Source organism: Klebsiella sp. NPDC088457 (genome assembly GCF_044900465.1).
Taxonomy (GTDB): domain Bacteria; phylum Pseudomonadota; class Gammaproteobacteria; order Enterobacterales; family Enterobacteriaceae; genus Klebsiella.
Genome location: NZ_JBJDNH010000017.1, coordinates 1 through 20,360 on the forward strand (window position 1 = coordinate 1; position 20,360 = coordinate 20,360).

Sequence of the window (20,360 nt, forward strand, 5' to 3'; positions counted from 1 at the left end):
TTACCGTAGAACGTGAACATTTATTAAAACCGCTGCAACAGGTTAGCGGTCCCTTAGGTGGTCGTCCGACGCTGCCAATTCTCGGTAACCTGCTGCTTCAGGTCGCGGACGGCGCGCTGTCGCTGACCGGTACGGACCTGGAAATGGAAATGGTGGCGCGCGTTGCGCTGATTCAACCGCATGAAGCGGGCGCAACTACCGTTCCGGCGCGTAAATTCTTTGATATCTGCCGCGGCCTGCCTGAAGGCGCGGAGATTGCGGTGCAGCTGGAAGGCGATCGGATGCTGGTGCGCTCCGGGCGCAGCCGTTTCTCGCTGTCGACCCTGCCGGCCGCGGATTTCCCGAATCTGGATGACTGGCAGAGCGAAGTTGAATTTACCCTGCCGCAGGCGACGATGAAGCGCCTGATTGAAGCCACCCAGTTTTCGATGGCGCACCAGGACGTTCGTTATTACTTAAACGGCATGCTGTTTGAGACCGAAGGTGACGAACTGCGTACCGTCGCCACCGACGGGCACCGTCTGGCGGTCTGCTCGATGCCGCTGGGCGAATCGCTGCCGAACCATTCGGTGATCGTGCCGCGTAAAGGGGTGATTGAGCTGATGCGTATGCTCGACGGCGGCGATACGCCGCTGCGCGTGCAGATTGGCAGCAATAATATTCGCGCTCACGTCGGCGACTTTATCTTCACTTCGAAGCTGGTTGACGGCCGTTTCCCGGATTATCGCCGCGTATTGCCGAAAAATCCGGATAAACATCTGGATGCCGGCTGCGATATTCTCAAGCAGGCCTTTGCCCGCGCGGCGATTCTCTCAAATGAGAAGTTCCGCGGCGTGCGCCTGTACGTCAGTGAAAACCAGCTGAAAATCACCGCTAATAACCCGGAACAGGAAGAAGCGGAAGAGATTCTCGACGTCTCCTACTCCGGCAGCGAGATGGAAATCGGCTTTAACGTCAGCTACGTGCTGGATGTGCTCAATGCGCTGAAGTGCGAGAACGTGCGTATTTTGCTGACCGACTCGGTGTCGAGCGTGCAGATTGAGGATGCGGCGTCACAATCCGCAGCTTACGTTGTCATGCCTATGCGCTTGTAAAGAATATCGGGCTATCTTACTTGCCATTTTCAACCTGGGCCGTGCTCGCCCCTGTCACGTACTTCGTGTACGCTCCAGGGTCTGTGCGCAGTCCGCGTTGAAACTGGCTGCGCCGATTACGCCCTGGTCTGAAGAACCCCGGATATGTCACTAACGCGCCTGCTAATCAAAGATTTCCGCAACATTGAAGATGCGGATCTCGCTTTATCTCCCGGCTTTAACTTTCTGGTTGGCGCGAACGGCAGCGGCAAGACCAGCGTGCTTGAGGCGATTTATACGCTCGGTCACGGCCGGGCGTTTCGTAGTTTGCAAATTGGCCGGGTGATTCGCCATGAGCAGGAGTCATTTGTGCTGCACGGGCGTCTGCTGGGCGGGGAGCGCGAGGTCGCGATCGGCCTGACCAAAGATAAGCAGGGCGACAGCAAGGTCCGTATTGACGGTACCGACGGCCATAAAGTGGCGGAGCTGGCGCACCTGATGCCGATGCAGCTGATTACGCCGGAGGGGTTTACTTTACTCAACGGCGGCCCCAAATACAGAAGAGCCTTCCTCGATTGGGGATGCTTTCACAATGAAGCCGGATTCTTTACCGCCTGGAGCAATCTGAAGCGCCTGCTGAAGCAGCGTAACGCCGCGCTGCGTCAGGTCAGCCGCTATGCCCAGATACGGCCCTGGGATCTGGAACTTATCCCGCTGGCGGAACAAATCAGCCGCTGGCGTGCCGAATATAGCGCCGCTATCGTCGAAGATATGGCGGATACCTGTAAACAGTTTTTACCTGAATTCTCTCTGACCTTCTCCTTCCAGCGCGGCTGGGAGAAAGAAACGGACTATTCCGCGGTGCTGGAGAGAAACTTCGAGCGTGACCGCATGCTGACCTACACCGCCCACGGCCCGCACAAAGCGGATTTCCGCATTCGTGCCGATGGTGCGCCGGTCGAAGATACTTTGTCACGTGGGCAGCTTAAACTCCTGATGTGCGCGCTACGACTGGCGCAGGGGGAGTTTTTAACCCGCGAAAGCGGGAGACGCTGCCTGTATCTGATAGATGATTTTGCCTCGGAACTTGATGACGCGCGGCGCGGGCTGCTTGCCAGCCGCTTAAAAGCGACGCAGTCGCAGGTTTTCGTCAGCGCGATCAGCGCTGAACACGTAATGGACATGTCGGACAAAAATTCGAAGATGTTCACCGTGGAAAAGGGTAAAATAACGGATTAACCTAAGTTTAAATGAGCGAGAAACGTTGATGTCGAATTCTTATGACTCCTCCAGTATCAAAGTCCTGAAAGGGCTGGATGCGGTGCGTAAGCGCCCGGGTATGTATATCGGCGACACGGATGACGGCACCGGTCTGCACCACATGGTATTCGAGGTTGTGGATAACGCTATCGACGAAGCGCTCGCAGGTTACTGTAAAGACATCGTTGTCACTATCCATAGCGATAACTCCGTCTCCGTACAGGACGATGGCCGCGGTATTCCGACCGGTATTCACCCGGAAGAGGGCGTCTCGGCGGCGGAAGTCATCATGACCGTGCTGCACGCAGGCGGTAAATTTGATGATAACTCCTATAAAGTCTCCGGCGGCCTGCACGGCGTAGGGGTGTCGGTAGTTAACGCCCTGTCACAAAAACTGGAGCTGGTGATTCAGCGCGACGGTAAAGTTCACCGTCAGATTTATACCCACGGCGTGCCGCAGTCGCCGCTGGCCATTACCGGCGATACCGAAAAAACCGGCACCATGGTTCGTTTCTGGCCCAGCTACGAAACCTTCACCAATGTGATTGAATTCGAATATGACATCCTGGCGAAGCGTCTGCGCGAGCTGTCGTTCCTCAACTCCGGGGTGTCTATCCGCCTGCGCGACAAGCGTGACGGCAAAGAAGATCATTTCCACTACGAAGGCGGCATCAAGGCGTTCGTGGAGTATCTCAACAAGAACAAAACGCCGATCCACCCGAATATCTTCTACTTCTCCACCGAAAAAGACGGTATCGGCGTTGAAGTCGCGCTGCAGTGGAACGACGGTTTCCAGGAAAATATCTACTGCTTTACCAACAACATCCCGCAGCGCGATGGCGGTACTCACCTGGCGGGCTTCCGCGCGGCGATGACCCGTACCCTGAACGCCTACATGGATAAAGAAGGCTACAGCAAAAAAGCGAAAGTCAGCGCCACCGGCGACGATGCGCGTGAAGGCCTGATTGCCGTGGTTTCGGTGAAGGTGCCGGATCCTAAATTCTCCTCGCAGACCAAAGACAAACTGGTCTCCTCCGAGGTGAAAACGGCGGTAGAACAGCAGATGAACGAACTGCTGAATGAATACCTGCTGGAAAACCCGTCGGACGCCAAAATCGTGGTCGGCAAAATTATCGATGCGGCGCGCGCTCGTGAAGCGGCGCGTCGTGCTCGTGAAATGACCCGCCGTAAAGGCGCGCTGGACCTGGCAGGCCTGCCGGGCAAACTGGCAGACTGTCAGGAGCGTGACCCGGCGCTGTCCGAACTGTACCTCGTGGAAGGGGACTCGGCGGGCGGTTCTGCGAAGCAGGGCCGTAACCGTAAGAACCAGGCCATTCTGCCGCTGAAGGGGAAAATCCTCAACGTCGAGAAAGCCCGTTTTGACAAGATGCTCTCTTCGCAGGAAGTGGCCACGCTGATTACCGCGCTGGGCTGCGGCATCGGGCGCGACGAGTACAACCCGGACAAGCTGCGTTATCACAGCATCATCATCATGACCGATGCGGACGTCGACGGCTCGCATATTCGTACCCTGCTGTTGACCTTCTTCTACCGTCAGATGCCGGAAATCGTGGAACGCGGTCATGTCTACATCGCCCAGCCGCCGCTGTACAAAGTGAAGAAAGGCAAGCAGGAACAGTACATCAAAGACGATGAAGCGATGGACCAGTACCAGATCTCTATCGCTCTGGATGGTGCGACCCTGCACACCAACGCCAGCGCCCCGGCTCTGGCCGGTGAACCGTTAGAAAAACTGGTTGCCGAGTTTAATGCGACGCAGAAAATGATCGTTCGCATGGAGCGTCGCTTCCCGAAATCGCTGCTCAAGGAGCTGATTTACCAGCCAACGCTGAACGAAGCCGACCTCTCTGACGAGCAGACCGTGACGCGCTGGGTGAATGCGCTGGTCACCGACCTGAACGAGAAAGAGCAGCACGGCAGCCTGTGGAAATTCGACATTCACGAAAACACCGAGCAGCAGCTGTTCGAGCCGGTTATCCGCGTCCGTACCCACGGTGTGGATACCGACTATCCGCTGGATCACGAGTTTGTCACCGGCGGTGAATATCGCCGTATCTGCACGCTGGGCGAGAAACTGCGCGGCCTGATCGAAGACGACGCGTTTATCGAACGCGGCGAACGCCGTCAGCCGGTTGCCAGCTTCGAGCAGGCGCTGGACTGGCTGGTGAAAGAGTCCCGTCGCGGCCTGTCTATCCAGCGCTATAAAGGTCTGGGCGAGATGAACCCGGATCAGCTGTGGGAAACCACGATGGATCCGGATAGCCGTCGTATGCTGCGCGTGACCGTGAAGGATGCGATTGCCGCTGACCAGCTGTTTACCACCCTGATGGGCGACGCCGTTGAACCGCGCCGCGCATTTATCGAAGAAAACGCCCTGAAAGCGGCGAACATCGATATCTAATCTGTCGATTTCCCGGCGGCGCGACGCTTGCCGGGCGTGCTGAAGGAGTGACCCGGATAAGGCGCCTGGCGTCGCGATCCGGGAGCTCCTCACGCGTAAAAGAGGAATTCCCCTTTTCGATCCTATCCCCGTTTTCCCGCTCTTCTGTTGCTGTTTTTTGAGCGGAATCGCGTTAGCATGGCCCAGGACTCATCTTACCTGGGGATCTCATGGCTATTAAACTGATTGCAATTGATATGGACGGCACGCTGCTGCTGCCTGACCATACCATCTCTCCTGCTGTAAAAACCGCGATTGCCGCGGCGCGCGCTCGCGGCGTCAACGTCGTACTCACCACCGGGCGTCCGTATGCCGGCGTACACAGCTATCTGAAAGAGCTGCATATGGAGCAGCCGGGAGACTACTGCATCACCTATAACGGCGCGTTAGTGCAGAAGGCAAGCGACGGCAGTACCGTGGCGCAAACGGCCCTGAGCTATGACGACTACCGCTATCTGGAACAGCTTGCCCGCGAGGTCGGCTCCCATTTCCATGCCCTTGACCGCAACACGCTGTACACCGCCAACCGCGATGTAAGCTACTACACGGTGCATGAATCCTACGTGGCAACGATTCCGCTGGTCTTCTGCGAAGCCGAAAATATGGATCCGAACATCCAGCTGCTGAAGGTTATGATGATCGATGAGCCAGCGATTCTCGACCAGGCCATCGCCCGTATCCCGGCGGAAGTAAAAGAGAAATATACCGTGCTGAAAAGCGCGCCGTACTTCCTCGAAATCCTCGATAAACGCGTCAATAAAGGGACCGGCGTGAAATCTCTGGCCGATGCGCTGAATATCAAGCAGGAAGAGATCATGGCGATTGGCGATCAGGAAAACGACATTGCGATGATTGAGTTTGCCGGGGTTGGCGTGGCGATGGACAACGCGATCCCAACGGTGAAGGAAGCCGCAAACTTTATCACCAAATCTAACCTTGAAGATGGCGTTGCCTATGCCATTGAAAAGTATGTGCTGAATTAATCTCTCTTCCCCCGGAATCAACCCGCGACGCTCGCGGGTTTTTTTATACCTGCCGTTTCCCGGCCAACAATATTCTCATCATCAATTGTCGTTTTTGTGATCTAAATTGTAGTACAATACAATATAATTGTACTACATTGAGTGCATGGTAATGATGAGTACTATCACGTTAGTACTACAAAGTTGAGGCGAAATCCGGCGGTCACGGTAAAGTAGAGAAGGACATACAGAGCACAAGGACTCTCCATGACTCTCAATAAAACCGATCGCATCGTTATCACGCTGGGCAACCAGATCGTCAGCGGTAAATACGTTCCCGGCTCGGCGCTGCCGGCGGAGGCGGAGCTGTGTGACGAGTTCGCCACCTCGCGCAACATTATTCGCGAAGTGTTTCGCTCGTTAATGGCCAAGCGGCTGATTGAAATGAAGCGTTATCGCGGCGCCTTCGTCGCACCGCGTAACCACTGGAATTACCTTGATACCGAGGTGTTGCAGTGGGTGCTGGCGAATGATTACGACCCGCGCCTGATTGGCGCGATGAGTGAAGTCCGAAACCTGGTGGAACCGGCCATCGCCCGCTGGGCGGCTGAACGCGCAACCTCGAGCGATCTGGCGCAAATCGAAGAGGCGCTCAACGACATGATTGCCAATAACCAGGATCGGGATGCGTTTAACGAAGCCGATATTCGCTATCACGAAGCGGTGCTGCAGTCGGTGCACAACCCGGTACTGCAGCAGCTGAGCGTAGCGATCAGCTCGCTACAGCGAGCGGTGTTCGAAAGGACCTGGATGGGCGATGAGGCCAATATGCCGAAAACGCTCCAGGAACATAAGGCGCTGTTTGATGCTATCCGGCATCAGGACAGCGAAGCGGCAGAGCAGGCGGCGCTGACCATGATCGCCAGCTCGACACGAAGGTTGAAGGAAATCACATGACATCTCGCTACATCGCCATTGACTGGGGTTCGACCAATCTGCGCGCCTGGCTGTATCAGGGCGAAAAATGCCTGGAGAGCAGGCAATCAGAGGCTGGCGTAACCCGCCTGGAGGGGAAATCCCCGGTCGCGGTATTTAGCGAAATAACCGAGAACTGGCGCGATAGCGCCACTCCGGTGGTGATGGCGGGAATGGTTGGCAGTAACGTGGGCTGGAAAACCGCGCCGTATCTGCCGGTTCCCGTCCGTTTTTCCGCCATTAGCCAGCAGTTAACGCCCGTTAGCGACAATATCTGGATTATTCCCGGCCTGTGCGTCTCAGGGGATAACAACCACAACGTGATGCGCGGCGAAGAGACGCAGCTGCTTGGCGCTCGGGCCCTTTCCCCTTCTTCTGTCTATGTGATGCCCGGTACGCACTGCAAATGGGTGCAGGCGGACCGCGAGCAGATCCATGATTTCCGTACCGTGATGACCGGGGAGCTGCATCATCTGCTGCTGCGCCACTCGCTGGTGGGCGCGGGGTTGCCGCAACAGGAAACCGCTCCCGGCGCCTTTGCCGCCGGGCTGGAGCGGGGGCTTGCTTCGCCCGCCGTGCTGCCACAGCTGTTTGAGGTCCGTGCCGCACATGTGCTGGGTACGCTGGCGCGCGAGCAGGTGAGCGAGTTTTTATCCGGCCTGCTGATCGGTGCTGAAGTCGCCACCATGAGCGAGCAGTTCGCCGGGCAGCTAACGCTGGTCGCCGGGTCATCGTTAACCCCGCGCTACCTTCAGGCATTTCACGCCATCGGGCGTGAGGTGGCAACGGTAGACGGCGATACGGCATTTCAGGCAGGTATCCGCTTTATCGTTCAGTCGGCCTCTATGTAGGCAGCGTCTGCCCGTCCCGATCGCGCCATGATTTTGGGTAAATAAGGAGCATCTATATGCAGTGGCAAACTAAGCTTCCGCTGATCGCCATTCTACGCGGCGTAACGCCAGAAGAGGCGCTGGCGCACGTTGGCGCGGTGATTGACGCCGGATTCGATGCGGTTGAAATTCCGCTCAACTCTCCCCGCTGGCAGCAGAGCATTCCGGCGATCGTCGAAGCCTTTGGCGACCGGGCGCTGATCGGCGCGGGGACCGTGCTGCAGCCGGAGCAGGTCGACGAACTGGCGAAAATGGGCTGCCGGCTTATCGTGACGCCCAATATTCATGCCGGGGTCATTCGCCGGGCGGTGGACTATGGCATGACCGTTTGCCCGGGGTGCGCGACGGCGACCGAAGCGTTTACCGCGCTCGACGCCGGGGCGCAGGCGCTGAAGATCTTCCCCTCATCCGCTTTTGGCCCGGACTATATCAAGGCGCTGAAAGCCGTGTTACCGCCTGAGATCCCGGTCTTCGCCGTGGGCGGCGTGACGCCGGAGAATCTGGCGCAATGGATTGATGCCGGTTGTGCCGGCGCCGGGCTGGGGAGCGATCTTTATCGCGCCGGGCAGTCCGTCGAGCGCACCGCACAGCAGGCGGCCGCATTTGTTAAAGCGTATCGAGAGGCAGTGCAATGAAAATAACCAAACTCACCACGTACCGTTTACCACCGCGGTGGATGTTCCTGAAGATTGAAACCGATGAAGGGGTCGTTGGCTGGGGCGAGCCGGTGATTGAAGGGCGCGCGCGGACCGTGGAAGCGGCGGTGCACGAGCTGGGGGAATATCTGATAGGGCAGGACCCTGCGCGAATCAACGATCTGTGGCAGGTGATGTATCGCGCCGGTTTTTATCGCGGCGGCCCGATTCTGATGAGCGCCATTGCCGGTATCGACCAGGCGCTATGGGATATCAAAGGTAAAGTGCTGAATGCGCCGGTGTGGCAGCTGATGGGCGGCCTGGTGCGCGACAAAATCAAAGCCTACAGCTGGGTAGGCGGCGACCGCCCTGCGGAAGTCATCGACGGGATTAAAAAGCTGCGCGGTATTGGCTTTGATACTTTCAAATTAAACGGCTGCGAAGAGATGGGGGCGATCGATAATTCGCGTGCGGTGGATGCGGCGGTGAATACCGTGGCGCAAATTCGTGAAGCCTTCGGCAATGAAATTGAGTTTGGCCTCGATTTTCACGGTCGCGTCAGCGCGCCGATGGCCAAAGTGCTGATTAAAGAACTGGAGCCGTATCGTCCGCTGTTTATCGAAGAACCGGTGCTGGCGGAACAGGCGGAATATTATCCGCAGCTGGCGGCGCAAACCCATATTCCTATCGCGGCGGGCGAGCGGATGTTCTCGCGCTTCGAATTTAAGCGCGTGCTGGAAGCGGGCGGTCTGGCCATTCTGCAGCCGGACCTGTCGCACGCGGGCGGGATTACCGAATGCTATAAAATCGCCGGGATGGCGGAAGCGTATGATGTAGCGCTGGCGCCGCACTGCCCGCTGGGACCGATCGCGCTGGCCGCCTGCCTGCACGTCGATTTTGTCTCACGCAATGCGGTATTCCAGGAGCAGAGCATGGGCATTCACTACAACAAGGGCGCGGAGCTGCTCGACTTTGTGAAAAATAAAGCAGACTTCAATATGGAAGGCGGCTTCTTTAAACCGTTAATGAAGCCGGGGTTGGGCGTCGAGATTGACGAAGCCAGGGTTATTGAGCTGAGTAAAACGGCGCCGGACTGGCGTAACCCGGTATGGCGTCACGCCGATGGGTCGGTCGCGGAGTGGTAATGGCGCGTCGTACTTCATGCGGGCGGCGCGTTAGCTACGTATTCCCCGCCACGAATTATTGAGCGCATTACCTTTAAGTTATTAATTAAAAAATAAATACATACACCCTCTGTATTTTACAGGGCATGGTGAGTGGCCTCGCTATGCCCAAATCTGGAGACAGATTGCGATGGATATTTCAGTTACAGCTGCAAAAACCGGGCGTCGTCGTTATCTGACGCTGTTTATGATCTTTATTACCGTCGTCATTTGCTATGTTGACCGCGCGAACCTTGCCGTGGCGTCGGCGCATATTCAGGAGGAGTTTGGTATCACCAAAGCGGAAATGGGCTATGTTTTTTCTGCTTTTGCCTGGCTTTATACGCTCTGCCAGATCCCCGGCGGCTGGTTCCTTGACCGGGTCGGTTCACGACTGACGTACTTTATCGCTATTTTTGGCTGGTCGGTAGCGACGCTGTTCCAGGGATTCGCCACAGGGCTGATGTCATTGATTGGCCTGCGGGCGATTACCGGGATTTTTGAAGCCCCGGCCTTCCCGACCAACAATCGGATGGTCACCAGCTGGTTCCCGGAGCATGAACGCGCTTCCGCCGTCGGGTTTTACACTTCCGGGCAGTTTGTGGGGCTGGCGTTCCTGACCCCGCTGCTGATCTGGATTCAGGAGATGCTCAGCTGGCACTGGGTGTTTATCGTGACCGGCGGGATCGGCATTATCTGGTCCTTAATCTGGTTTAAGGTCTATCAGCCGCCGCGTCAGACGAAAAGCATCAGCCAGGCGGAACTGGACTATATTCGCGACGGCGGCGGGCTGGTGGATGGCGATGCGCCGGTTAAAAAAGCGGCGCGACAGGCGCTGAGCAAAGCCGACTGGAAACTGGTGTTCCATCGTAAACTGATCGGCGTCTACCTGGGACAGTTTGCCGTGACCTCCACGCTGTGGTTCTTCCTCACCTGGTTCCCGAACTACCTGACGCAGGAGAAAGGGATCACGGCGCTGAAGGCCGGCTTTATGACCACCGTGCCCTTCCTGGCCGCTTTCTTCGGCGTACTGCTCTCCGGCTGGCTGGCGGATCGACTGGTGAAAAAAGGCTTCTCGCTAGGGGTGGCGCGTAAAACGCCGATTATCTGCGGTCTGTTGATCTCTACCTGCATTATGGGCGCTAACTATACTAACGACCCGGTCTGGATCATGGTACTGATGGCGGTGGCGTTCTTTGGCAACGGCTTTGCCTCCATTACCTGGTCGCTGGTCTCCTCGCTGGCGCCAATGCGGCTGATTGGCCTGACGGGGGGCGTGTTTAATTTCGTCGGCGGGCTGGGCGGGATCACCGTTCCGCTGGTGATTGGTTATCTGGCGCAGGACTATGGTTTTGGTCCGGCACTGGTTTATATCGCCGCCGTCGCGCTGATTGGCGCCCTGTCGTATATCTTGCTGGTGGGCGATGTTAAACGTGTAGGTTAATCCAGCCCGATGCTATACCCTGATGTGAACGTTGTGCATCAGGGTATCTCTATGAAACAAGTCACCTTTGCTTCCCGTCATCATCAGCTTACCAATACTCGTACCTGGACCGCGGACAGCCAGTGGCTGGTCTTTGACGTTCGCCCGTCGGGCGCCTCCTTTACCGGCAAGACGATTGAGCGGGTGAATGTGCAAACCGGTGACGTAGAAACCCTCTATCATGCCGGGCACGGTGCCCATGTTGGCGTGGTGACCGTTCATCCTGCGCAAGATAAATATGTTTTTATTCATGGACCTGAGCATCCTGATGACGACTGGCAGTACGATTTTCACCACCGTCGTGGCGTGGTGACGTATCAGGGCGAAACGCACAACCTCGACGCCATGGATATCACCGCGCCGTATACGCCAGGCGCCCTGCGCGGCGGCAGCCATGTCCATGTTTACAGCCCGGACGGGCAGTATGTGAGTTTTACCTATAACGATCATGTCCTGCACGAGCGCTCGCCCGCGCTGGATCTACGTAACGTCGGGGTGGCGACGCCCTATGGCCCGGTGACGCCGGGGGGGCAGCATCCGCGTGAATATAGCGGCAGCCACTGGTGCGTGCTGGTGAGCCGGACGACGCCGACGCCGCTCCCGGGCAGCGATGAGATAAACCGGGCGTATGAAGAAGGCTGGGTGGGTAACCATGCGCTGGCATTTATCGGCGATACGCTGTCGATAGGGGGCGAAAAAATCCCGGAGCTGTTTATGGTAACCCTGCCCGACAGCGAACGGGGCTGGAAGCAGCAGGGCGATGCGCCTCTGGCGGGCACCGATGCTACTCTGCCGGCACCGCCGGCCGGGGTGGTGCAGCGACGTTTAACCTTCACTCATCATCGCCGCTATCCCGGGCTGGTCAATACGCCGCGCCACTGGGTGCGGGCAAACCCGCAGGCAACGCAGATCGCATTTTTGATGCGCGATGAGGCCGGAGTGGTTCAGCTGTGGCTTATATCGCCGCAGGGTCGCGATATGCGGCAATTAACTCACAACGTGAATGATATTCAATCGGCCTTTAACTGGCACCCGTCGGGGGAATGGCTGGGATTTGTACTGGATAATCGTCTGGCTATTTGCCATGCCCGCAGCGGTGAAATCACCTTTTTGACGGCCGATCATGAAAATCCGCCTTCCGCGGACGCAGTGGTATTTTCTCCGGACGGGAAACAGCTGGCCTGGATGCAGGAAGTGGGCGGCTATCGTCAACTGTGGATAACCGAAGTCACGTTTTAAATCAAGGTGCGGTCAGGGTTGCTGGCGGAATGACCGAGTTGGTCGCCAGCGCCTTTTGCTCGCTCTTTTCCACACGCGATTTTATCGAGCTGTCAGTACGGAACATATCCCACGGCAGCAGCAGGGTGTCCATCACCGCCGTGAAGGGCATATCAAGGGCGACCAGGGATTTCGTCCCCCAGTTGGCATCATTACTCCCCAGCATTTGCGCGCTGGCTCGGGTTCCCGGATAGGTTCCTTCTTTTCCGCCGGTATGCGACATCACGCTGGAGCAACCGCTCAAACTTACCATCCCGCTGAACAGGACCAGCTTTAACAGACCGCTTTTCATCATTCTTCCATCGTTGTTTCGGCATTGAGATAACCTTTATATCGGTTATATCGAGCCATCCCGTGAATGCCTAGCGTTATTGCGCCGCACTGTGGCAGGCATCGCATTTTGCTTTTTGTGCTCTCCCCAGTCTAAGCAATCAGCGGGAAACTGCAAAAAAAATTGGCCTTCCGCGCTTGAAAACAGTGGGAGGAACCACATTTTAATAATGTGGCCCGATGAGGATACGCCTGCGGGGTATTCCGGGTGATAACGACCTGTCCATGATGGAAGGTCATAAATTCTCGCTGATTTCAGGAGCTATTTATTATGCGTAATTTCGATCTCTCTCCGCTGTATCGTTCTGCCATTGGTTTTGACCGCCTTTTTAATCTGTTAGAGAACAATCAGAGCCAGAGTAATGGCGGCTACCCTCCGTACAACGTCGAGCTGGTAGATGAAAACCATTATCGCATCGCTATCGCCGTTGCCGGCTTTGCTGAGAGCGAACTGGAGATCACCGCGCAGGATAATCTGCTGATCGTGAAAGGCTCCCATACGGCCGAGCAGAAAGAACGGACCTATCTTTATCAGGGGATCGCCGAGCGCAACTTTGAGCGCAAATTCCAGCTCGCGGAAAATATTCATGTCCGCGGCGCCAACCTGGTGAACGGTCTGCTGTATATCGATCTGGAACGCGTGATTCCGGAAGCCGATAAGCCACGCCGTATCGCCATCAACTAATCCTGTTGGGTCGCCAGCGCGGCCCGATCCCGGAAAACTTGCTCGCCGTCAGGGAGCAAATGCGGGTTTTAAACCCGCGGTACTTACTCGCTTCTTAGAAGGAGAAACAGACTATGCGTAACTACGATTTATCCCCGCTGCTGCGTCAATGGATCGGTTTTGACAAACTGGCCAGCGCACTGCAAACCACCAGCGAAAACCAGGGCTTCCCGCCGTATAACATTGAGAAAAGCGACGATAACCACTATCGCATCACCCTTGCGTTGGCCGGTTTCCGTCAGGAAGATCTGGATATTCAGCTGGAAGGGACGCGCCTGAGCGTGAAAGGGACGCCGCAGCAGGCGGACAAAGAAACACAATGGCTGCATCAGGGGTTAGTCAACCAGGCCTTTAGCCTGAGCTTTACCCTGGCAGAAAATATGGAAGTCTCCGGTGCGACCTTCAACAACGGTTTGTTACATATTGATTTAACCCGCAACGAGCCAGAGGCGGTTATCCCGCAGCGTATCGCCATCAGCGAGCGCCCGGCCCTCGATAGCTAAGCCGACTTCGCATACAAGGCCCCGATTTTCGGGGCTTTTTTTTACCTGAAAACCTGGTCTCATGGTCGATATGTCATTCCGATGACCCGCTGATTATTGTGCGCCAGGCTGCATACTGGCCTGGAGGCTTAGGTCATAATCCCTGCTATTGATGATGTTATTCACAGGGAACAGACGATGAGTGATATCGCATTGACCGTCAGCGTACTGGCGCTGGTGGCGGTAGTCGGATTGTGGATCGGCAATGTCAAAATTCGCGGCGTCGGGTTTGGCATCGGCGGCGTGCTGTTTGGCGGCATTATCGTTGGCCACTTTGTCGACCAGGCGGGGATTGCCCTCAGCAGCCCGATGCTGCACTTTATCCAGGAGTTTGGCCTGATCCTCTTCGTGTATACCATCGGTATTCAGGTAGGGCCGGGTTTCTTTGCTTCTCTGCGCGTCTCCGGGCTACGGCTCAATCTCTTCGCCATCCTTATCGTGATCCTCGGCGGTCTGGTCACCGCGCTGTTGCATAAGCTGTTTCAAATCCCGCTGCCGGTGGTGCTCGGTATTTTCTCCGGTGCGGTCACCAATACGCCGGCGCTCGGGGCCGGGCAGCAGATTCTGCGCGACCTTGGCGTGCCGTTTGAGGTTATCGACCAGATGGGGATGAGCTATGCCATGGCCTATCCGTTCGGCATTTGCGGTATTCTGCTGACCATGTGGCTGGTGCGTCTGTTCTTTCGCATTAACGTCGAAAACGAAGCCCAGCAGTTCGATGAGCACAGCGGGAACGGGCATGCGGTCCTGCAAACCATCAACGTTCGCGTGGAAAACCCTAACCTGAATAATATGGCGATTCAGGACGTTCCGATGCTCAACAGCGATAAGTTGATTTGTTCTCGTCTCAAGCGCGATGAGCTGCTGATGGTACCGGCGCCGGGAACCTTAATTCAAACCGGCGATCTCCTGCATCTTGTCGGGCGACCGGAGGATTTACATAACGCTCAGCTGGTCATCGGCAAGGAAGTGGCGACCTCGCTCTCCACCCGCGGCACGGATCTCAAAGTGGAGCGGGTGGTCGTCACCAACGAGAAGGTGTTAGGCAAGCGTATCCGCGATCTGCATTTTAAACAGCGCTATGACGTGGTGATCTCGCGGCTGAATCGCGCCGGGGTTGAGCTGGTGGCCAGCAGTCACGCCAGCCTGCAGTTTGGCGACATTCTTAATCTTGTCGGTCGCCCGGAGGCGATCGATGCCGTTGCCGCTGAACTGGGCAACGCGCAGCAAAAACTGCAGCAGGTGCAGATGCTGCCGGTGTTTATCGGTATTGGCCTCGGGGTGCTGCTTGGCTCGATCCCGCTGTTTATTCCCGGCTTCCCGGCCGCGCTGAAGCTGGGGCTGGCCGGCGGGCCGCTGATTATGGCGCTGATCCTCGGGCGCATCGGCAGTATCGGCAAGCTGTACTGGTTTATGCCGCCGAGCGCCAACCTCGCGCTACGCGAGCTGGGGATTGTGCTGTTTCTGGCGGTCGTGGGGCTGAAATCCGGCGGCGATTTCGTGGCGACGCTGACCGAAGGTGACGGGCTGAGCTGGATTGCCTACGGGATTTTTATCACCGCGATCCCGCTGCTGGCCGTAGGGATTCTGGCGCGGCTGCTGCTGAAGATGAACTATCTGACTCTGTGCGGCATGCTGGCCGGATCGATGACCGACCCTCCGGCGCTGGCCTTCGCCAACAATCTGCACGCCACCAGCGGGGCGGCGGCGCTTTCATATGCGACGGTCTATCCGCTGGTGATGTTTTTGCGCATCATTACGCCGCAGCTACTGGCCGTGCTGTTCTGGGGAATGGGTTAACGGCGTTTCAAGGTGGACGCGCCGCAGATGGTAGTCCACCTGATATTCGCTGGCATTGCGGAACATCACCGAATAGTTGAGGAACTCGCCGCTGTCGCTGTAGGAAAGGGAGGTAATACGCAACAGCGGCGTTTGCTCCGGGACATTCATCGACTGGGCCAGCTGTCTGTCTGCCAGCACCGGCGTCAGGCTTTCATAGTTGCCGCTAATGGTGATGCCGCACTCCTTTTCGATGTAGTCGAATTTTGACCCCTCCAGATGCGCCAGCGACAGGTTGCGAAACAGTTTTACCGGCATATAGCTGTCTTCGAGCATCAGAGATTTACCGTCCACGTAGCGTACCCGGCGCGAGAAATAGATCCGTTCATTAATCTGGATGCGCAGCTGGCTGGCGATAGCCGGCGGGGCGGGCATCACTTCGAAGATCAGCACCTGGCTTACCACCTCTTTCCCCTGCTGACGTAACACCTCGGCAAGACCGGTCAGATTAGTGGTCTCATGGTGAACATCTTTCCGGGCGACGAAGGTTCCGGAGCCGTGACGACGAACCACCAGCCCCCAGCTCACCAGCAGGTCGATAGCCTTCCGGACCGTCATCCGCGCGACGCCAAACTCTTGCGCCAGCTTTTTCTCACCCGGTAACGGACTGCCGATATTGAAATCGGAAGAATTCAGCCGAAGCCGTAATCTGTCCGCAATAGATTTGTAGATCACCAGTAGACCTCTATTCCATTTATTAAAAGAGTAATCAAACCGTCTTTTTGCGTAAAAAATCCATTTAATACATTGAGATGTTATTTATTCATTCGCCCGCCCGTATCAACACAATTCATCATGTCTAATTTTTACACAAAAAGTAGACAACATTGCTGTAAATAAAACCATGAAAGCGATCACGAATCGCAACGCCATAGCATGTTGTCAGACAGGTAAATTCCTATTCTCGCTTTAGGCCGATACTCAACACAAATAAGGCCTCTCTTACCCTACTGGTTGTTAAATGAGGATTTTAAAATGCTCAGTCAAATACAACGTTTTGGCGGCGCCATGTTTACCCCGGTTTTGTTGTTTCCTTTCGCCGGGATCGTGGTGGGGATAGCCATTATGCTGCGCAACCCGATGTTTGTCGGCGAAGCGCTTACGGCACCTGATAGTTTATTTGCCCAGATTGTCCACATTATTGAAGAGGGCGGCTGGACGATATTTCGCAATATGCCGCTGATCTTCGCCGTTGGTTTACCGATTGGCCTGGCAAAGCAGGCCCAGGGGCGGGCCTGTCTGGCGGTACTGGTCAGTTTCCTGACCTGGAACTACTTCATTAACGCCATGGGGATGACCTGGGGCCATTTTTTCGGCGTCGACTTTTCTGCCGACCCTACGGCGGGTAGCGGTCTGACGATGATTGCCGGCATTAAAACCCTGGATACCAGTATCATCGGCGCGATCGCTATTTCCGGAATCGTCACCGCGCTACATAACCGCTATTTTGACAAACCGCTGCCGGTATTTCTCGGTATTTTCCAGGGGTCGTCATTTGTCGTGATCGTCGCCTTCCTGGCGATGATTCCCTGCGCCTGGTTAACGCTGCTGGGCTGGCCAAAAGTGCAGATGGGCATCGAATCACTGCAGGCCTTTTTACGCTCGGCCGGGGCGCTTGGCGTCTGGGTTTATATTTTCCTTGAGCGCATTCTGATTCCTACCGGGCTACATCACTTCGTCTATGGACCGTTTATTTTTGGCCCGGCAGTGGTTGAGGGCGGCATCCAGGTGTACTGGGCGCAGCATCTGCAAGAGTTCAGCCAGAGTACTGAACCGCTGAAAGCCCTGTTCCCGGAAGGCGGTTTTGCCCTGCACGGTAACTCCAAAGTCTTTGGCTCGGTCGGGATTGCGCTGGCGCTCTACTTCACCGCTTCCCCCGCCAATCGCGTGAAGGTGGCCGGGTTGCTCATTCCGGCGACGCTGACCGCCATGCTGGTGGGGATTACCGAGCCGCTGGAGTTCACCTTCCTGTTTATCTCCCCGCTGCTGTTTGCCGTCCATGCGGTGCTGGCGGCGACGATGGCGACGGTGATGTACATGTGCGGCGTGGTGGGAAATTTTGGCGGCGGCCTGCTGGACCAGTTCCTGCCGCAAAACTGGATCCCGATGTTCCATAACCACGCCTCGATGATGTTCATCCAGATCGGCATCGGAGTGTGCTTCACCGGTATCTACTTCGTTATCTTCCGCAGCCTGATATTGCATTTCAATCTGAAAACCCCGGGTCGCGAAGAGAGTGAAATCAAGCTCTACAGCAAGGCGGATTATCAGGCGGCCCGCGGCAAGACCACCGCGGCGGGCGCCGCAGAGACCAAATTAGGCCAGGCCGCAGGTTTCCTGCAGGCGCTGGGCGGCGCGAGCAACATCGAGAGCGTCAATAACTGCGCCACCCGGCTGCGCATCGCGCTGGTCGATATGGCGCACACGCAAAGCGACGACGTCTTTAAAGCGCTGGGCGCTCACGGGGTGGTGCGTCGCGGCAACGGGATTCAGGTCATCGTTGGCCTGCACGTCCCTCAGGTTCGCGACCAGCTCGAATCCCTGATGAAAGATTCTCTACAGACCGAACAAACCACCATGACGGAGGCAGTATCATGAAAAAATTCTCAGTTGTTATCGCAGGCGGCGGCAGTACATTTACCCCGGGTATCGTATTGATGTTGTTAGCAAACCAGGACCGTTTCCCGCTGCGGGCACTGAAATTTTATGACAACGACGGCGCGCGTCAGGAGACCATCGCCGAAGCGTGCAAGGTGATCCTCAAAGAGCAGGCTCCGGAGATTGAGTTCAGCTATACCACCGATCCGCAGGCCGCCTTCACCGACGTGGATTTTGTGATGGCGCATATTCGCGTCGGCAAATATCCGATGCGCGAAAAAGATGAGAAGATCCCGCTGCGCCACGGCGTGCTGGGCCAGGAAACCTGCGGACCTGGTGGGATTGCCTACGGTATGCGCTCTATTGGCGGCGTCCTGGAACTGGTGGATTACATGGAAAAATATTCGCCGAACGCCTGGATGCTCAACTACTCCAACCCGGCGGCGATTGTGGCGGAGGCCACCCGTCGCCTGCGTCCGAATGCCAAAATCCTCAACATCTGCGATATGCCGATCGGTATTGAAGGGCGCATGGCGCAAATCGTCGGCCTGCCGGATCGTAAACAGATGCGCGTGCGCTACTATGGCCTGAACCACTTCGGCTGGTGGACCTCGATTGAAGATCTGCAGGGTAACGATCTGATGCCGAAACTGCGGGAATATGTGGCGAAACACGGCTATGTTCCGCCCTCTAACGATCCGCATACCGAGGCCAGCTGGAATGATACCTTCGCCAAAGCCAAAGATGTGCAGGCGCTGGATCCGGACACCATGCCGAATACCTATCTGAAGTACTATCTGTTCCCGGATTATGTGGTTGAACATTCCAACCCGGAACGCACCCGCGCTAACGAGGTCATGGATCACCGCGAGAAAAATGTCTTCAGCGCCTGTCGGGCGATTATCGCCGCGGGCAAATCCTCCGCAGGCGATCTGGAGATCGATGAGCACGCTTCCTATATCGTGGACCTGGCGACGGCGATCGCCTTCAACACTCAGGAACGTATGCTGTTGATTGTGCCGAACAATGGCGCTATCCATAACTTTGACGCCGATGCGATGGTCGAGATTCCGTGCCTGGTTGGCCACAATGGGCCGGAACCGCTGACGGTGGGCGATATTCCGCACTTCCAGAAGGGGATGATGAGCCAGCAGGTGGCGGTAGAAAAACTGGTGGTTGATGCCTGGGAGCACCGCTCCTATCACAAGCTGTGGCAGGCGATTACCCTGTCGAAAACCGTGCCGAGCGCGTCGGTGGCGAAAGCGATTCTCGATGACCTGATTGAGGCCAACAAAGCGTTCTGGCCAGAGCTGCATTAATCTTTGCCCTTCGCCGGCATCCATCGGGTGCCGGTTCTTCCTGCCTCTCCCCTGTTCGTGATGAATTACGCTATGCTGAAGCCTGCTCGCGGTACGAACAAGGAACTCTGATGAAAATTTCTCGCGTCGGCGAAGCGCCGGATTACCGCTTCTCGTTGGCCAACGAACGCACTTTTCTGGCGTGGATCCGCACGGCGTTAGGCTTTCTTGCCGCCGGCGTCGGCTTAGATCAGCTGGCGCCGGATTTTGCCACGCCGCTGATTCGCGAACTCCTGGCGCTGCTGCTGTGCCTGTTTGCCGGCGGTCTGGCGATTTATGGCTACCTGCGCTGGCTGAGTAACGAAAAAGCGATGCGCCTGAAGCAGGATCTGCCTTACACCAGAACGCTGCTGGTCATTAGCGTCTTATTGATGATCGTGGTGGGGGTGGTGATGGCGCTGTTGCTCTATGGCGGATAGGCGCCGGGCGCGGCGGGAAAGCGATCCGGGCCTGCAGCCGGAGCGTACGTCGCTGGCCTGGTTTCGTACCCTGCTGGGCTACGGAGCGCTGATGGCGCTGGCGATTAAACATAGCTGGCATAGCGCCGGCACGCTGTTCTGGCTGTCGATTGGCGTACTGGCGGTGGTGGCGATAATCCTCTGGCGCTACACGCGTAGCCGCAATCTGATGGATGTGAACGATAATGATTTTGTGCAGCCGCAGGCGGTGCGTGACAAATTTTTAATCGCTCTCGCAGTGCTTTCGCTGTCATTGTTGTTTGCTTTCATGCACCTGCGGCAGATCGGGTTATTCATTCAGGCGGTGACATGACAGGAAGTCAGGCGAGTC

At 56.6% G+C, this 20,360-nt stretch carries 18 protein-coding genes, 1 pseudogene and 1 other annotated feature; of the genes and pseudogenes, 17 read left to right on the top strand and 2 right to left on the bottom strand.

Features of this window, described 5'->3' with window-relative positions; genetic code table 11:
- The 10 genes and pseudogenes from dnaN to ACI2JR_RS12585 form a co-directional block, all read left to right on the top strand.
- Positions 1-1,094: DNA polymerase III subunit beta (gene dnaN / locus ACI2JR_RS12540; RefSeq protein ID WP_462478679.1), on the top strand; the 1,094-nt coding region annotated here is incomplete at its 5' end.
- Positions 1,095-1,238: 144 nt separating this feature from the next.
- Positions 1,239-2,312: a DNA replication/repair protein RecF gene (recF, locus tag ACI2JR_RS12545; protein WP_132729121.1), complete on the top strand. Its 1,074-nt coding sequence runs from the start codon at positions 1,239-1,241 to the stop codon at positions 2,310-2,312.
- Positions 2,313-2,340: 28 nt separating this feature from the next.
- Entirely contained in the window at positions 2,341-4,755 is a 2,415-nt protein-coding gene (gene gyrB / locus ACI2JR_RS12550; protein WP_132729122.1) for a DNA topoisomerase (ATP-hydrolyzing) subunit B, read from the top strand.
- Positions 4,756-4,964: 209 nt separating this feature from the next.
- Positions 4,965-5,777 (top strand): sugar-phosphatase, encoded by an 813-nt coding sequence (gene yidA, locus ACI2JR_RS12555; protein WP_132729124.1) that lies wholly within the window; start codon positions 4,965-4,967, stop codon positions 5,775-5,777.
- Positions 5,778-6,023: 246 nt separating this feature from the next.
- Entirely contained in the window at positions 6,024-6,713 is a 690-nt protein-coding gene (gene dgoR / locus ACI2JR_RS12560) for a D-galactonate utilization transcriptional regulator DgoR (protein WP_132729126.1), read from the top strand.
- Positions 6,710-7,582, top strand: coding sequence for a 2-dehydro-3-deoxygalactonokinase (locus tag ACI2JR_RS12565; protein WP_132729127.1), 873 nt, complete (start codon positions 6,710-6,712; stop codon positions 7,580-7,582). The genes dgoR and ACI2JR_RS12565 overlap by 4 nt, the downstream gene beginning before the upstream one ends.
- A 56-nt stretch (positions 7,583-7,638) precedes the next feature.
- Positions 7,639-8,256, top strand: a complete 618-nt coding sequence (locus ACI2JR_RS12570) for a 2-dehydro-3-deoxy-6-phosphogalactonate aldolase (RefSeq protein WP_462478680.1) — start codon at positions 7,639-7,641, stop codon at positions 8,254-8,256.
- Positions 8,253-9,401, top strand: a complete 1,149-nt coding sequence (dgoD, locus tag ACI2JR_RS12575; RefSeq protein WP_132729130.1) for a galactonate dehydratase — start codon at positions 8,253-8,255, stop codon at positions 9,399-9,401. Before ACI2JR_RS12570 ends, dgoD begins: the two co-directional genes overlap by 4 nt.
- A 125-nt stretch (positions 9,402-9,526) precedes the next feature.
- A pseudogene (locus ACI2JR_RS12580) lies at positions 9,527-10,863 on the top strand (MFS transporter).
- Positions 10,864-10,914: 51 nt separating this feature from the next.
- A complete protein-coding gene (locus ACI2JR_RS12585) occupies positions 10,915-12,141 on the top strand; it encodes a DUF3748 domain-containing protein (protein ID WP_132729134.1) in 1,227 nt (408 codons plus the stop codon).
- Between the two features lies 1 nt (position 12,142).
- Here ACI2JR_RS12585 and ACI2JR_RS12590 read toward each other — a convergent pair whose 3' ends face one another.
- The gene (locus ACI2JR_RS12590) at positions 12,143-12,475 is read right to left on the bottom strand and encodes a YceK/YidQ family lipoprotein (RefSeq protein ID WP_132729136.1); all 333 of its coding nucleotides are present in this window, start codon (positions 12,473-12,475) and stop codon (positions 12,143-12,145) included.
- Between the two features lie 239 nt (positions 12,476-12,714).
- Positions 12,715-12,788, top strand: a sequence feature (ROSE (Repression Of Heat Shock gene Expression) occurs in the 5'-region of heat shock genes and acts as an RNA thermometer to modulate expression.).
- On the opposite strand from ACI2JR_RS12590, the gene ibpA reads away from it, so the two are divergent.
- The 3 genes from ibpA (at position 12,782) to ACI2JR_RS12605 (ending at position 15,576) form a co-directional block, all read left to right on the top strand.
- A complete protein-coding gene (ibpA, locus tag ACI2JR_RS12595) occupies positions 12,782-13,195 on the top strand; it encodes a small heat shock chaperone IbpA (protein ID WP_132729137.1) in 414 nt (137 codons plus the stop codon). It overlaps the preceding feature by 7 nt.
- A 113-nt stretch (positions 13,196-13,308) precedes the next feature.
- Positions 13,309-13,737 carry a small heat shock chaperone IbpB gene (gene ibpB, locus ACI2JR_RS12600; protein ID WP_132729139.1) on the top strand — a complete coding sequence of 143 codons (429 nt, stop codon included), beginning with the start codon at positions 13,309-13,311 and terminating at the stop codon, positions 13,735-13,737.
- A gap of 177 nt (positions 13,738-13,914) precedes the next feature.
- Positions 13,915-15,576: a putative transporter gene (locus tag ACI2JR_RS12605; protein WP_462478681.1), complete on the top strand. Its 1,662-nt coding sequence runs from the start codon at positions 13,915-13,917 to the stop codon at positions 15,574-15,576.
- Here the strand turns inward: ACI2JR_RS12605 and ACI2JR_RS12610 are convergent.
- Positions 15,544-16,290 carry a GntR family transcriptional regulator gene (locus ACI2JR_RS12610; protein WP_132729142.1) on the bottom strand — a complete coding sequence of 249 codons (747 nt, stop codon included), beginning with the start codon at positions 16,288-16,290 and terminating at the stop codon, positions 15,544-15,546. The genes ACI2JR_RS12605 and ACI2JR_RS12610 overlap by 33 nt on opposite strands.
- A 300-nt stretch (positions 16,291-16,590) precedes the next feature.
- Between ACI2JR_RS12610 and ACI2JR_RS12615 the strand changes: the two genes are divergently transcribed.
- From ACI2JR_RS12615 to ACI2JR_RS12630, 4 genes are all read left to right on the top strand, one after another.
- Positions 16,591-18,213, top strand: a complete 1,623-nt coding sequence (locus ACI2JR_RS12615) for an alpha-glucoside-specific PTS transporter subunit IIBC (RefSeq protein ID WP_132729144.1) — start codon at positions 16,591-16,593, stop codon at positions 18,211-18,213.
- Positions 18,210-19,532, top strand: a complete 1,323-nt coding sequence (locus ACI2JR_RS12620) for a 6-phospho-alpha-glucosidase (protein ID WP_132729146.1) — start codon at positions 18,210-18,212, stop codon at positions 19,530-19,532. The genes ACI2JR_RS12615 and ACI2JR_RS12620 overlap by 4 nt, the downstream gene beginning before the upstream one ends.
- A gap of 110 nt (positions 19,533-19,642) precedes the next feature.
- On the top strand, positions 19,643-19,990 hold the full coding sequence (locus tag ACI2JR_RS12625) for a YidH family protein (RefSeq protein ID WP_462478682.1): 348 nt from the start codon (positions 19,643-19,645) through the stop codon (positions 19,988-19,990).
- Entirely contained in the window at positions 19,980-20,342 is a 363-nt protein-coding gene (locus ACI2JR_RS12630; protein WP_132729149.1) for a DUF202 domain-containing protein, read from the top strand. Before ACI2JR_RS12625 ends, ACI2JR_RS12630 begins: the two co-directional genes overlap by 11 nt.
- The last annotated feature ends 18 nt before the right edge of the window (positions 20,343-20,360 follow it).